General features: G+C 61.8%; 16 protein-coding genes and 1 riboswitch. Of the genes, 10 read left to right on the plus strand and 6 right to left on the minus strand.

The genetic code is table 11. The annotated features are described in order from the left end of the window. Positions 1-7: 7 nt before the first annotated feature. The 5 genes from GJA_RS15170 to GJA_RS15190 all read left to right on the plus strand — a co-directional run bounded on the left by GJA_RS15170 (position 8) and on the right by GJA_RS15190 (position 5,174). On the plus strand, positions 8-424 hold the full coding sequence (locus GJA_RS15170; protein ID WP_038493651.1) for an SRPBCC family protein: 417 nt from the start codon (positions 8-10) through the stop codon (positions 422-424). A 173-nt stretch (positions 425-597) separates the two neighbouring features. Next, positions 598-951, plus strand: a complete 354-nt coding sequence (locus tag GJA_RS15175) for an ArsC family reductase (RefSeq protein WP_038493654.1) — start codon at positions 598-600, stop codon at positions 949-951. Between the two features lie 33 nt (positions 952-984). Further along, positions 985-2,118: a succinyl-diaminopimelate desuccinylase gene (dapE, locus tag GJA_RS15180; RefSeq protein WP_038493657.1), complete on the plus strand. Its 1,134-nt coding sequence runs from the start codon at positions 985-987 to the stop codon at positions 2,116-2,118. 85 nt (positions 2,119-2,203) lie between these two features. After that, complete coding sequence (gene prmB, locus GJA_RS15185; protein WP_038493660.1) at positions 2,204-3,091, plus strand: 50S ribosomal protein L3 N(5)-glutamine methyltransferase; 888 nt, start codon at positions 2,204-2,206, stop codon at positions 3,089-3,091. 76 nt (positions 3,092-3,167) lie between these two features. After that, the gene (locus tag GJA_RS15190) at positions 3,168-5,174 is read left to right on the plus strand and encodes an ATP-binding cassette domain-containing protein (protein WP_038493663.1); all 2,007 of its coding nucleotides are present in this window, start codon (positions 3,168-3,170) and stop codon (positions 5,172-5,174) included. Here GJA_RS15190 and GJA_RS15195 read toward each other — a convergent pair. Further along, a complete protein-coding gene (locus GJA_RS15195; RefSeq protein WP_038493666.1) occupies positions 5,171-5,674 on the minus strand; it encodes a chemotaxis protein CheW in 504 nt (167 codons plus the stop codon). The two genes, GJA_RS15190 and GJA_RS15195, sit on opposite strands and share 4 nt — an antisense overlap. 193 nt (positions 5,675-5,867) lie before the next feature. Here GJA_RS15195 and arfB point away from each other — a divergent pair, with 193 nt between their 5' ends. Next, the gene (gene arfB, locus GJA_RS15200; RefSeq protein ID WP_038493669.1) at positions 5,868-6,272 is read left to right on the plus strand and encodes an alternative ribosome rescue aminoacyl-tRNA hydrolase ArfB; all 405 of its coding nucleotides are present in this window, start codon (positions 5,868-5,870) and stop codon (positions 6,270-6,272) included. Between the two features lie 262 nt (positions 6,273-6,534). Here the strand turns inward: arfB and GJA_RS27395 are convergent, their stop codons facing one another. Together GJA_RS27395 and GJA_RS15205 are read right to left on the minus strand one after the other, a co-directional pair. After that, complete coding sequence (locus GJA_RS27395; protein WP_144241553.1) at positions 6,535-6,741, minus strand: hypothetical protein; 207 nt, start codon at positions 6,739-6,741, stop codon at positions 6,535-6,537. A gap of 211 nt (positions 6,742-6,952) precedes the next feature. Further along, positions 6,953-7,273 carry a hypothetical protein gene (locus GJA_RS15205; protein ID WP_242404553.1) on the minus strand — a complete coding sequence of 107 codons (321 nt, stop codon included), beginning with the start codon at positions 7,271-7,273 and terminating at the stop codon, positions 6,953-6,955. 346 nt (positions 7,274-7,619) lie between these two features. On the opposite strand from GJA_RS15205, the gene ompR reads away from it, so the two are divergent. After that, entirely contained in the window at positions 7,620-8,321 is a 702-nt protein-coding gene (gene ompR / locus GJA_RS15210) for an osmolarity response regulator transcription factor OmpR (RefSeq protein WP_242404668.1), read from the plus strand. Positions 8,322-8,339: 18 nt separating this feature from the next. Then, entirely contained in the window at positions 8,340-9,695 is a 1,356-nt protein-coding gene (locus GJA_RS15215; RefSeq protein ID WP_038493675.1) for a sensor histidine kinase, read from the plus strand. A 59-nt stretch (positions 9,696-9,754) separates the two neighbouring features. On the opposite strand, the gene GJA_RS15220 is transcribed toward GJA_RS15215, so the two are convergent. Together GJA_RS15220 and GJA_RS15225 are read right to left on the minus strand one after the other, a co-directional pair. After that, on the minus strand, positions 9,755-10,216 hold the full coding sequence (locus tag GJA_RS15220; protein WP_038493678.1) for an Imm26 family immunity protein: 462 nt from the start codon (positions 10,214-10,216) through the stop codon (positions 9,755-9,757). A 96-nt stretch (positions 10,217-10,312) separates the two neighbouring features. Then, complete coding sequence (locus GJA_RS15225; RefSeq protein WP_242404554.1) at positions 10,313-10,642, minus strand: ferritin family protein; 330 nt, start codon at positions 10,640-10,642, stop codon at positions 10,313-10,315. 99 nt (positions 10,643-10,741) lie between these two features. Between GJA_RS15225 and GJA_RS15230 the strand changes: the two genes are divergently transcribed. Next, complete coding sequence (locus GJA_RS15230; RefSeq protein ID WP_038493681.1) at positions 10,742-11,899, plus strand: iron-containing alcohol dehydrogenase; 1,158 nt, start codon at positions 10,742-10,744, stop codon at positions 11,897-11,899. A gap of 12 nt (positions 11,900-11,911) precedes the next feature. Here GJA_RS15230 and GJA_RS15235 read toward each other — a convergent pair whose 3' ends face one another. Beyond that, on the minus strand, positions 11,912-12,826 hold the full coding sequence (locus GJA_RS15235) for a LysR family transcriptional regulator (protein ID WP_051780937.1): 915 nt from the start codon (positions 12,824-12,826) through the stop codon (positions 11,912-11,914). 128 nt (positions 12,827-12,954) lie between these two features. On the opposite strand from GJA_RS15235, the gene GJA_RS15240 reads away from it, so the two are divergent. After that, on the plus strand, positions 12,955-13,590 hold the full coding sequence (locus GJA_RS15240) for a glutathione S-transferase family protein (protein ID WP_038493684.1): 636 nt from the start codon (positions 12,955-12,957) through the stop codon (positions 13,588-13,590). A gap of 183 nt (positions 13,591-13,773) precedes the next feature. Further along, positions 13,774-13,879, plus strand: a riboswitch (TPP riboswitch). Positions 13,880-13,926 lie beyond the last annotated feature (47 nt).

Genomic DNA, 13,926 nt, shown 5'->3' on the forward strand with positions numbered 1-13,926 from the left:
CGACAAGATGGCGCACACCACGGTATCGCTGGAAATCCCGGCCACGCCCGAGCGCGTATGGCAATTGATCGGCGGCTTCAATTCGCTGCCGGACTGGCTGCCCTATATTCCCAGCAGCGTGCCAAGCGAAGGCGGCCGGGTACGCTCGCTGCAAACGCCAGGCGGCGAGGTCATCGTCGAGCGGCTGGAAGCGTTCGACCAGCCTGGCCGCAGCTACACCTATTCGATTGTGCAGGCGCCGTTTCCGGTGACCGGCTATCAATCGACGATCAAGGTCGGCGCCGGCGGCACCCCAGCCAGCGCGCTGGTGACCTGGTCGGGCAGCTTTATACCGCTCCATGTCAGCGACGATGAAGCGGTCCAACTGTTTCATGGCATCTACACCGATGGCCTGGCAGCCCTGAAACAGGCTTTCAGCTGCTGATTGCCGTACTGATAACATCCAGTACCCGCCCGCATCATCGATGCCGGCGGGTTTTCTTTTTAGCAGCCATCCCATGGTATGCTATCGCGCTTGCGCAACTTTTCCGCGTAACATTTTTCGCCTGACACGTCACAGCGCGCAGACTCCCACCCACCCCGTTGCAGATTTTTACTATGACCATCACCCTCTACGGCATCCCTAACTGCGATACCGTCAAAAAAGCCCGCGTCTGGCTGGCAGAGCAACAACAAGAATTCACTTTCCACGATTTCAAGAAGCAGGGTTTGACGCGAGAAATCGTTGCGGAGTGGCAAAAACACCTGCAGTGGGATGTGCTGGTCAACAAGAAGGGCACCACCTGGCGCGGTTTGCCGGATGAGCGCAAGGCGGCCGTGGTCGATGCCGGCAGCGCGCTGCAAGTGATGCTGGAATTTCCATCGGTGATCAAGCGCCCGGTGCTGCACAAAGACGATCAATTCAGCGTCGGTTTTTCCGATGCGCAATATCGCGCCCTCTTTTCCCTTTGATCCCCGTCACCCTCCAAGCCGCGTTCCACGACCATGACAACTTCCAAAACCCTTGCGCTGACAGAAAAACTGATCGCCCTGTCTTCTGTCACCCCTGACGACAAGGGTTGCCAACAACACTTGATCGACTTGCTGACGCCGCTGGGCTTCGTCTGCGAAACCATGATTTCCAACGGCGTCACCAACCTGTGGGCGCGCAAAGGCGCCAGCGCGCCGCTGCTGGTGTTCGCCGGCCATACCGACGTGGTGCCGACCGGCCCGGTCGAGCAATGGCGCTCGCAACCGTTCACGCCGACCCACCGCGACGGCAAGCTGTACGGCCGCGGCGCCGCCGACATGAAAACCTCGATCGCGGCGATGGTCGTCGCTTGCGAGGAATTCATCGCCGCCCATCCGGACCATGCCGGCTCGGTCGGCTTCCTGATCACCAGCGATGAAGAAGGCCCGGCCACCGATGGCACGGTCATCGTCTGCAATCAACTGCGCGAACGCGGCGTACACATCGACTATTGCATCGTCGGCGAACCGACGTCCAGCGGTACGCTGGGCGACATGATCAAGAACGGCCGCCGCGGTTCGCTGTCCGGCCATTTGGTCATCAAGGGCGTCCAGGGCCATATCGCCTACCCGCAACTGGCGAAGAATCCGATCCACGTGGCCGCGCCCGCGCTGGCCGAACTGGTGGCCGAGCAATGGGATGAGGGCAATGAGTATTACTTGCCGACGTCGTGGCAAATGTCGAACATCCATGCCGGCACCGGCGCGAATAACGTGATTCCGGGCAGCATGGCCATCGATTTCAATTTCCGCTTTTCGACCGCCAGCACGCATCAAGAGTTGCAGCGCCGCGTGCAGGCGATCCTCGACAAGCATGACCTGGAATACGAGCTGAAGTGGACCTTGAGCGGCTTGCCGTTCCTGACGCCGCGCGGCGCCTTGAGCGATGCGCTGTCGCAAGCGATCCACGCCGAAACGGGCGTGGAAACCGAATTATCGACTACCGGCGGGACCTCGGATGGCCGTTTCATCGCGCAGATCTGCCCGCAAGTGATAGAATTCGGGCCGCCCAATGCCAGTATCCACAAGATCGACGAGCACATCGAATTGCGTTTTATCGATCCGCTGAAGAATATTTATCGGCGTACGCTGGAAAATTTGCTGCGCTGACGCTAATACAGGCAATCAAGAAACAATCAGAACCACCGGGGTCCGCGCGTCGCGGATCCGGATACCGCTTTTTCGAGAACACATCATGACCCCGACCGCATTCACCACGCCACGCGACTTGCTGCGCTACGCCGTGACCCGTTTCAACACCGCCAAGCTGTTTTTTGGCCACGGCAGCGCCGAAGCCTTCGACGAAGCGGCCTATCTGATCTTGCATACGCTGAAATTGCCGCTGGATAAGCTGGAACCCTTCCTCGACGCCTGCTTGCTGCCGGAAGAAGTCGCCTCGGTGCTGGCCGTGATCGAACGCCGCAGCGTGGACCGCGTGCCGGCCGCCTACCTCACCAATGAAGGCTGGCTCGGCACCTACAACTTTTATGTCGACGAGCGTGTCATCGTGCCGCGTTCCTTCATCGCCGAATTGATCCCGGAATACTTTTCGCCATGGGTGCCGGAGCCGGTCGAGGTGGAAAACATCCTGGAACTGTGCACCGGTTCCGGCTGCCTGTCCATCATGCTGGCCGACGCCTTCCCGAACGCACAGGTCGACGCGGTCGATATTTCGGCCGATGCGCTGGCCGTGGCGCGTCGCAACGTCGAGACCTACAAACTGGAATCGCGCGTGACGCTGATCGAATCGGACCTGTACCAGAATGTGCCTGCCAAGAAATACGACTTGATCATCACCAATCCGCCCTACGTCAATTCGGCATCGATGGGTGCCTTGCCGCAAGAATACCTGGCGGAACCGCAAATCGCCCTCGACGGCGGCAGCGACGGCATGGACCTGGTGCGCAAGATCATCGCCGGCGCGGCCGAACGGCTGACCGACGACGGTATCTTGATGATTGAAATCGGCAACGAACGCGCATACGCCGAAGCCGCCTTCGGTCAACTGGGCCTGACCTGGCTGACCACCAGCGCCGGCGACGACATGGTGTTCCTGTTGACCGCCGACCAGTTGAAACTGTAAGGACCCGTACGACATTCCGGCAACGCCAGTATTCATATCGGGGTTGGGTAAGCACCCTACAATTTAAAAGCAAAAAATGATACGTTTTATACAAGTAAGCCTGATGCGCGGCATCAAACCGTTGCTGGAACAAGTCGACGTGACCCTCAATCCTGGCGACAAGATCGGCTTGATCGGCGCCAATGGCGCCGGCAAGTCGAGCCTGTTCGCGATGATGCGCGGCGAGCTGCACCCCGACCAGGGCGAGATCGATTTCCCGGCCAAGTGGCGCGTGGCTTACGTGGCGCAGGAAACCCCGCCGCTGGATCGCGCGGCGCTCGACTACGCCATCGACGGCGACGTCACGCTGCGCAAGCTGGAAGCGGAACTGGCGCGCCTGGAAGCGGAGCCGGAAAGCTCGGAAAACGGCATCGCCATCGGTGAAATCTATAGCGCGCTGGCCGACGCCGACGCCTATACCGTACAGTCGCGCGGCGAACAATTGCTGCTTGGCCTGGGTTTTACGCTGGACCAGATGCAGCAGCCAGTCGCCAGCTTCTCGGGCGGCTGGCGCATGCGCCTGAACCTGGCGCAAGCGCTGATGTGCCCGTCCGACCTGTTGCTGCTCGATGAACCGACCAACCATCTGGACCTGGACGCGATCATCTGGCTGGAAGACTGGCTGAAACGTTATGCCGGCACGCTGCTGATCATTTCGCATGACCGCGACTTCCTCGATGAAGTGGTCAACGTGGTGGTGCATATCGACGAGCGCAAGCTGAAGCGCTACTCGGGCAACTATTCGAGCTTCGAGCGTCAGCGCGCGGCGCAAATGATACTGGCCGCCGGCGCGCTGGAAAAGCAACAGCGCAAGCGGGCCCACCTGGAATCGTTCGTCAACCGCTTCAAGGCGCAAGCCTCGAAGGCGCGCCAGGCGCAAAGCCGCATGAAGGCGCTGGCCAAGATGGAAGAACTGGCGCCGCTGCGCGCCGCCGCGGAGTTCTCGTTTGAGTTCCGCGAGCCGCTCAGCGCGCCGAATCCGCTGCTGGTGATGGAAGACGTCGACGCCGGCTACCAGATCGAAAACGAGAGCACCGGCGAAATCAGCCACAAGACCATCGTCAACGGCATCAAGTTCTCGCTGCAGATCGGCCAGCGCATCGGCTTGCTGGGCCAGAACGGCGCCGGCAAATCGACCTTGATCAAGACCATCGCCGGCGAGCTGACGCCGCTGACCGGCGACGCCACCATCGGCAAGGGCTTGAACATCGGCTACTTCGCCCAGCACCAGGTGGAAATGCTGCGCCATGACGAATCGCCGCTATGGCATCTGGCCAAGATTGCGCCTACCGTGCGCGAGCAAGAGTTGCGCAATTTCCTGGGCGGCTTCAACTTCCCCGGCACCATGGTGACCAGTTCCATCGCGCCCTTCTCCGGCGGCGAAAAGGCGCGCCTGGCGCTGGCCCTGATCGTCTGGCAGCGTCCCAACCTGCTGCTGCTCGATGAACCGACCAACCATCTGGACCTGGAAACGCGCGAAGCGCTGACCGAAGCGCTGGCGCAGTTCGAAGGCACGCTGGTGGTGGTCTCGCATGATCGCCACTTGCTGCGCGCCACCACCGACGAATTCATCATCGTTGCCGACGGCAAGCTGCAGCCGTTCGACGGCGACCTGGACGACTACAAGGACTGGCTGTTCAAGACCAAGCTGGGCAAAGGCACCGATGTGCTGCCGGCGGCCGGCAAGGCCAACAAGACTGACTTCCCGGTCACCTCGCCGGTCGCATCGCCAGCGGCCCCGGCCGCACCGGCGGTCGACAAGCGCGACCAGAAGCGCCTCGACGCCGAGCAGCGCCAGCGCGTGGCGGCCTTGCGCAAGCCGATCGAAAACAAGATCAAGCGCCAGGAAGAGCAAATCGCCAAACGCAATGCGCAAAAGGAAGAAGTCGACGCCAAGCTGGCGCAACCGGGTATCTACGATGCGGCCAACAAAGCCAAGTTGAAACAGTTACTGGCTGATCAAACCTTCTTCACCAAGGATTTGGCGCAACTGGAAGCAGAATGGCTGGACTTGCAGGAGCAGCTGGAAAAGCTGGGCAATTAAGTAGCCCAGGCGGCCTGGGCCGCTTGCCTGGCGCCGCTGCCGACCTTGCGTATCGCCATCAGTTTATCGATGTCGATCAAGATCAGCCGGCGCCCGCCGACCTGTCCCATGCCCAGTAAATACTCGACGTCGGACGCCCCTTCGGTACCCGGCACCGGCACGATATCGGCACTGTCGAGCGTGACGATATCAGTCACGCCATCGACCACCATGCCCATCACGCAATGACTCAGTTTCAAGATGATCACGTCGGTCAGCGGATCGGTCGTATCCGGCTTGCTGCCGAACGCCAGCCGCATGTCGACGATCGGCATGATCACGCCGCGCGACACCACCACGCCGCTGACGACCGCGCCTTCCGAAGTCAGCCGCTCCAGCGCATTGAACGGACGCAACTCCTGTACCGTGCGGAAATCGAGGCCGTACTCCAGGCCGCCTAGCTGGAAACTCAGATACTGTTGCCTGGCGCCAGCCATAGATGCTGTGGAAATTGCCTGCATGGTGCTCCTTCAATGTTGCGGAAAGGTAAGAGACTAAAACCATGCTAACCAGCCTGCTCGCAAGCAGCGTTGACAGGCATCAACCTTGCCGAAAAACCCGCTAAAATCGCCGATTCCGAGCCTTTAAAACGACAAAAACCACGACAAACGCTACAATGGCGCTCGCGCCACTTTATCCGACAAGGCTTTATCCATGCAGGTCCAGCACATCCTCAATCCCGCTGAAGTCGAATTCAGTGCGATCCGGGCCCAGGGGCCCGGCGGCCAGAACGTCAACAAGGTGTCGAGCGCCATCCACTTGCGCTTCGACATCGCCCATTCCTCGCTGCCGGAAGCGTACAAGGAACGGCTGCTGGCCTTGCGCGACCAGCGCATCACCAAGGATGGCGTAATCGTGCTGAAGGCGCAGCAATCGCGCAGCCAGGAACAAAACAAGGAAGAAGCGTTGCGGCGCTTGCAGGAAATGATCGACAGCATCACCTTCTTGCCGGCGCTGCGGCGCGCCACCAGGCCGACCCGCGGTTCGCAACGGCGCCGCCTCGACAGCAAAAGCACCCATGGCGCGCAGAAACAGTTGCGCGGCAAGGTCAGTCTGTAAGACCGGCTAATCCTCCGGCGCCTGGTAGGTCCAGTCCAGCTCGCGCCGCTGGCGCCGGTAAAAATCACGTCGATCTCCGAATTAACGCTGCGCAACAGGGCCTTGATGTCGCGCTGCGGTTTTTGATAGACCTTGGCGGCGCTGGCCGCTTCCATGGTGCGCACCACGGTGTCGCCATCGACCAGGCGGATACGGCAGCGCGACTGGCTGGCGCTGTGTTTTCTCTCTTGTACCGCCTGGCGCGCCAATGCAAACGCGCGCGTCAACACGCGGTAGCGCGGTAGTCGAGGCCGGAGAAATAGGCGCCGCACCGGAATACCTGGTCCAGCGCGGCTTGCAAGTCCGAAGCTGCCATTTTGATATTGAAAAACAGGCCATCGGCGCGCCGCTGCAAGCCTTGCGGCAAGGCAATACCACTAGCTGGTACAGCAGCGACTGCGGCATGCGCCATGACACGCTTAGCTGACACCGGCATGCTCCACATTCAATGCTGGCCTGGCGGCCGCCGGCGTGCGCGCAGCAGAACACGGCGGGGGCCAGACTATGGGTTAGAATTTATTCTTACACACAGGTTAATGCAAGCTGGAAATATTGACACATTGCGAGGTTTTGAAACGACACTGGCTTGCGCCCGGTCAAAGCCGGAGGCAAGCCAGCGTGCAAATGCGGCCAGGAGCGTATCAGCGGCGCGGCGGATTGGCGTAGATATCCTGGCCGGCTTCGTTGATCTGGCGGCGCAGGTCGCGCCGTTCGTCCGGGGTCAAACGGCCATTGCGGCGCGACGACTCGGCGCGGTCTTGCTGCGCACGGCGCTGGTCTTCGGCGCGGCTGTCGAAGGCGCGCGTGTCACCCTGGCCCTGCTCGGAAAAATGCTTTTCGCTGAGGCGGGCCGGCTCGAAACGCTGCTGTTGCATTTGCGGCGCTTCGTCGCGCCGCTGCGGCGGTTCGGCCAGTGCAACGCCGCTGGCGCCCAGTGCGCCCAACAGGAAACCGCTTGCCATAACCGTGGTAAAGGACGAACGAATACTAAAAGATGCGCTGCAAGCGGCGTGATGTTTTAGGGGGATGATATTCATTGTTTTCCTCTTCCGCGATGCCGTATAAACATAAAAGCTTAATTCCACTGATGCCCCAGTGTATGATGCTTTACACGGTGCTGTAAGAGTAATTGGGTAAAGTTTGTAACAGTTTGTAATGCCTTGGCGCAGCCATTTGCCAGCTTGCGAAGAGACGTTACCATAGCAACCTATATAAGATAACACGACCCCTCAAATGACGACAATATCGACGACCAATTCCGGCGGCAATACAACGGCGCAGTCCAACCATGGCCACCAGGCAAAGATTATGGTAGTGGACGACGACGTGCGTTTGCGCGATTTGCTGCGCCGCTATCTGACCGAACAAGGCTTTAATGTGTTCACCGCCGAAAGTGCGCCGGCGATGAATAAACTGTGGCTGCGCGAGCGCTACGACTTGCTGGTGCTCGATTTGATGCTGCCGGGCGAAGACGGCCTGTCGATCTGCCGCCGCCTGCGCGGCGCCGGCGACCAGACCCCGATCATCATGCTGACCGCCAAGGGCGAAGACGTGGACCGCATCGTCGGCCTCGAAATGGGCGCCGACGATTACCTGCCGAAACCATTCAACCCGCGCGAACTGGTGGCGCGCATCGGCGCCGTGCTGCGCCGCAAGGGTCCGGATGAAATTCCGGGCGCGCCGTCGGAAACGCCGCAATCGTTCGAGTTCGGCCAGTTCGTGCTCGACCTCGGCACCCGCACGCTGAAGAAAAATGGCGAAACCGTGCCGCTGACGACCGGCGAATTTTCAGTGCTGAAAGTGTTTGCGCGCCACGCGCGGCAACCGCTGTCGCGCGAAAAATTGATGGAACTGGCGCGCGGCCGCGAATACGAAGTGTTCGACCGCAGCCTCGACGTGCAAATTTCACGGCTGCGCAAATTGATCGAACCCGATCCATCGAGCCCGCTGTACATCCAGACCGTATGGGGCCTCGGCTACGTCTTCATTCCAGAGGGACAGCCGCGCTGATCGGGCGGGCAGGCACGCATGAAGTTTTTCCCGGAAATCAGCCTGGCCCGGCTTAAAAGCGGCCTGTTCTGGCGGACCTTTTTATTACTCGGCCTGCTCACCACGATGAGCATCGCCGCGTGGATCGGCATGATCAGCGTGACGCAGCGCGAACCGCAGGCGCAGCAGATCGCGGCGCGCATCATTTCGGTGGTGACCATTACCCACGCCGCGCTGACCCACTCGGCGCCGGAATTGCGGCGCGAGCTGCTGTTCGACCTGGTCAGCCACGAAGGCATCCGCATTTTATTGCGCGAAGACGACGACCGCATCGAGCAGGCGCCGGACAGCTGGCTGATGCCCGAAATCGAGGCGCTGGTCAAGGCCAAGCTCGGCAACGACACGCTGTTTTCGGCGCGCGTCAACGGCGTGTCCGGCTTCTGGGTCAGCTTCAAGATCGACGGCGACGACTATTGGCTGATGCTGGAACGCGAACCGATCCGCGGCCTGACCGGCATCCAGTGGCTGGGCTGGGCCAGCCTGGTGTCGCTGCTGTCGCTGATCGGCGCGGCCATCATTTCCAACCTGATCAACCGTCCGCTGTCGCGCCTGACGGCGGCCGCGCGCGATATCGCCAAGGGCAAGCAGCCGGCGCCGCTGCCGGAACGCGGCGCGATCGAAATCATCGAAGCGAACCGCAGTTTCAACCAGATGGTCGATGACTTGAAACAGGTCGAATCGGACCGCGCGGTGATCCTGGCCGGCATTTCGCACGACTTGCGCACGCCGCTGGCGCGCATGCAGCTGGAAATCGAAATGGCCCGCCTGCCCGACGATGCGCGCATCGGCATGCAATCGGACATCGGCCAGATGGACGCCATCATCGGCCAGTTCCTCGACTACGCCAAACCGACCGACGCATCGAGCTTCACCAGCATCGATATCAGCGGCTTGCTGGGCGACAGCACGCGCGAAGCGATGCGCCTGCCGGACGTGATCGTCAACGCCGACATCGCCGACGGCGCCCACGTGATGGGCAATGGCACCGACTTGAAACGGGTGATCAACAACCTGATCGAGAACGCGCGGCGCTACGGCAAGACGGAAGGAACGGAACACACCGAAATCGACATCGCTTGCTACGTCAAGGGCAGCAATGCGGCACGGCGGGTGGTGATCGAAGTGAGCGACCATGGCCAGGGCGTGCCGGAACAGCAGATCGATCAATTGCTGAAGCCGTTCACCCGCCTCGACAGCGCGCGCGGCCAGGCCAACGGCGCCGGACTGGGGCTGGCCATCGTCGACCGGGTGCTGCTGCGCCACGGCGCCGAACTGCACGTGCGCAACCGCGAACGCGGCGGCCTGGCGATCCAGATCGTGATGCAGGCGGTGTAGGCTTCACTACCGCGCCACTGGAGAAATAAAGTACGGCAGCGCGTAACAGTAGATCCCGCCTACGTCAGCAACTTGCTCATCAATAATTCCGTCGCGCCATAACCGTACAGCGAATCGCTTTCCAGTCCTTCGGTATCGTAGGGGACCGATTCTTCGCGCTCCAGCTTGGCCGGATCGGCGTCGGAATAGGTGGCGCACCAGGCCCGCCTCAACGCGTCGGCGCGGCGGATAAAGGATGGCATCGGCCACGCATGGCGATCCCATGACGGCGCGTCGCCGATCACCGGCCAGCGCTCATTGATCAAGCCCATGTCGCCGGTGCGCAAGCGCCGTACCGCGTCGCTGGCGCGCAAGGAGACCAGGTCGGCCAGCGACGGCAGCGCGGCCCGCTTCGGCCCGAACATGTACGCCAAAATAATGCGCCCCGACGGCGCGGTGCGCGCCACCAGCCCCGCCGCATAACCGCCGCCCTGCAATGGCACCGCGAACCAGCTGCCTTCGCGGTATGGTAACAACTTCATGCATTCCCCTTCCGTGATGATGCGTTTTCAAACACCGATAACGAACCATACGCGAGGATGGAAAATCGCGGCGCAGGCTAGCCGCAGGCGCCTTCACTATTCGTAATGAAACTGCGCCACGATCGGACCGGCCTTGAACAGCGCCTCCTTCATTTCCTTGTCCATCCGGCTGTCGCGCCGGCGCATCCATTCGAGCAGCATCGCGATATCCTTGCGGCCGGTGTCGGCGCGGTGCGCCAGCAGGCGCTTTAATTCGGGATCGGTGCAGGCCTCGAAACGCTGGCTGTTGGCGTCCAGCGCCCTGAGCGCCTCGACCAGCGCGTTGATGGCGCGGTGCATATCGATCGCCGGCGCCGGCAAGCCGGCGGCGTTTTCCTGCAATTCATCTGGTGGCATGGTGCTTCCCTGGTTGACGGTTGTGCGCATTCTGCTCCCGCGGCGGCAAAATCTCAAGCGGCGTCCGGCGCGTTTTGACTGCTTCGGACATAATGACCGTACTGAAGCATTTTTCTGCCGGGAGCCATCTTGCTTAACTTCGATTTCTACAATCCGACCCGTATCCTGTTTGGCCAGGGCCAGATCGCCGCGCTGTCGCGGCTGGTGCCGGCCGAGGCGCGCGTGCTGCTGGTCTATGGCGGCGGCAGCATCAAGCGCAATGGCGTGTATGACCAGGTGCGGGCCGCGCTGAAAAACCATACCGTGCTGGAATTTTCCGGCATCGAACCGAATCCGACCTATGAAAACCTGCTGCGGGCGGTCGAGCAAGCCAAGGCCGGCCAGATCGACTTCCTGCTCGCGGTCGGCGGCGGCTCGGTCATCGACGGCGCCAAATTCATTGCCGCGGCGGCGCTGCATGACGGCGAGCCATGGGATATTCTGGCCATCGGCGGCAAGATCGTCGACGCCGCGCTGCCGTTCGGCTGCGTGCTGACCTTGCCGGCCACCGGTTCCGAAATGAATTCGGGCTCGGTCGTGACGCGCAAGTCGACGCTGGAAAAACGTTCCTTCAACAGCCGCAAGGTATTCCCGAAATTCTCCATCCTCGATCCGGACACCACCGTCACGCTGCCGCTGCGCCAGGTCGGCAACGGCGTGGTCGACGCCTATGCGCATGTGATGGAACAGTATATGACCTACCCGGTCAATGCGGCGGTGCAAGACCGCTTTGCCGAAGGCTTGCTGCTGACGCTGATCGAAGAAGGCCCGAAAGCGCTGTCGATGCCGGATGACTACGATGTGCGCGCCAACGTCATGTGGAGCGCGACGCTGGCCTTGAACGGCTTGATCGGCGCCGGCGTGCCGCAAGACTGGGCCACCCACGCGGTCGGCCATGAATTGACCGCGCTGTACGACCTGGACCATGCGCAAACGCTGGCCATCGTCTTGCCGAGCATGCTGCGGGTACGCAAGCAGAGCAAGCGCGCCAAGCTGCTGCAATACGCGGCGCGGGTGTGGAACCTGACCGGCGGCGACGAAGACAGCCGCATCGAAGCGGCCATCGTGCGCACCGAGCAATTCTTTGAACAGATGGGCGTCAAGACCCGGCTCGCCGATTACGGCCTGCACCGCGGCAGCATCGACGCGGTGGTGGCAGCGCTGGAAGCGCACGGCAGGACCAGCCTCGGCGAACAGCGCGAAGTGAACGCCGGGGTGAGCCGGAAAGTGCTGGAAATGAGTTTGTAACTGCGTTGCTGATTACTTGCCGTCGCGCTTGCCATACGACAGCGTGTCCAGCATGTGTTCGACGAAGGCGCTGAACACCGCATATTTGCTGTCCGGCGCATGGCGGCTGGCGCTGACGACGCTGAGGCTGCGCGTCTCCAGCGCATGATCGGCCAGCAGCCGCAGCACACGCCCGTCCTCCAGTTCGGCGCGCCAAAACCACTCCGGCATGATGGCGATGCCCAAGCCTGCCAGTACCGCGTCCTGGATCGCATCGAGCGTGGAAATGCGCAGCCGGCTGACGACCTCGACCGTCACCTCGCTGGCGCCCTGGCCAAAACGCCAGCTGGCCGGCTGCTCCCACCCTGAAAACAGGATGCATTGATGGGCCGCCAGTTGCCGCGGCGCGAGCGGCACGCCATGCCGGCGCAGATAAGCCGGCGCGGCCACCACGATGTGCTCGAAGGCGCCGACCTGGCGCGCCACCAGGCCCGATTCCCGCAAGCGGCCGCTACGGAAGGCCAGGTCCACCCGTTCCACCACCACCGGCAACACATTATCGGCGAGCAATAATTCGATCTCCACTTCGGGATGTAAGCGCTGCCATTCCGGCAACATCGGTATCAACAGTTTTTTGGCGAAACCATGCGAACACGCGACCCGTATGCGCCCGCGCAAGGTGCCGTTTTCACGCGGCGCCGCCTGCGCTTGCTGCATCAGTTCGCGCAACCGCAGCGCATGCTCGCGGAACGTTTCGCCCCGTTCGGTCAGGCTGATGGCGCGGGTGGAGCGCAGAAACAGCCGGCCGCCCAGGTGTGCCTCCAGCGCGGCCAACTGGCGGCTGATGGTGGCCTGGCCGATGCCGGTGGTGATCGCGGCGCCGGTCAGGCTGCCCGCCTGGACGATCGCCAAAAACACCTCGATATGTTCGTACAAGCCGTTATTCATGCTTTTCCCTCATAAGTGTTTCTTATTCTCTCCGTAGTATAGCGCCGCACACCGCCCTAGACTGGTAAGCGCTCATACGCATCCGGCATCAATGCAGGCTGCCCCATCCACCGCTACCAGGAAGCAACATGACCAAACAAGATTCCACGATAACCTTTTACGGCTACCCCTTGTCCGGGCACACGCACCGCGTCGAGCTGATGCTCAGCATGCTGGGACTGCGCTACGCCAAGGTCGAGATCGACCTGGGAAGCCGCCAGCAAAAGAGTCCGGAATTCCTGCAGAAAAATCGGTTCGGGCAAGTTCCCGTGATCGACGACAACGGCGCCGTGATCAGCGATTCGGCCGCCATCCTGGTCTACCTGGCGGAACGCTACGGCGCCGGAGCATGGCTGCCGGCCGACCCGCTCGGCCGCGCCGAAGTACAGCGCTGGCTGTCGGTCGCCGCCGGCCAGCTGGCGCAGGGCCCGGCGCTGGCGCGGGTCGGCCTGGTGTTCAAGAAACCGGTCGATATGGCGCAGGCGCATGCGGTGGCGGCGCAACTGTTCGCTACCATGGACGCTGTACTGGCCAAGCAAGACTACCTGGCGGCGCCGCGCCTGACCATTGCCGACCTGGCGCTCTACGCCTATACCGCCCACGCCCCCGAAGGCGGGATCGACCTGGCGCCGTATCCGCACCTGCAAGACTGGCTGGCCCGCATCGAAGCGGCGCCGGGTTTCGTCGCCATGCGGCGCAGCAACACCGGCCTGTGGGCAGCCTGAGGAGCACGCCACGGAACACGCCACTAGGCAAGCCTGGCCGCACGCAGCCTCCCCTTTCCGGCCGGCCTCGCTGGCCATCCAGCGCCAGTTGGGGATCGCCGGGCGGCTGGCAGCAAGTGGCCCAGGCACTATTGTAAAACCGCCAGCACTTTTTGTGAGGACGGCCCGGTTCGTGGTAAGCTTCGCTTTCGCTAGGGGTCCTGGAAACGTACATACTGTTTCCGGGTGAGAGATACCCTTCGTACCTGATCTGGATAATGCCAGCGAAGGAAAGCGCAAAGTTTCTTCCCTTTGATTGCTCCTGCGTTGGCGCCAGCCGAACAAGCAGCATATCGG

The organism is Janthinobacterium agaricidamnosum NBRC 102515 = DSM 9628 (genome assembly GCF_000723165.1).
In the GTDB taxonomy this organism is placed as follows: domain Bacteria; phylum Pseudomonadota; class Gammaproteobacteria; order Burkholderiales; family Burkholderiaceae_D; genus Janthinobacterium; species Janthinobacterium agaricidamnosum.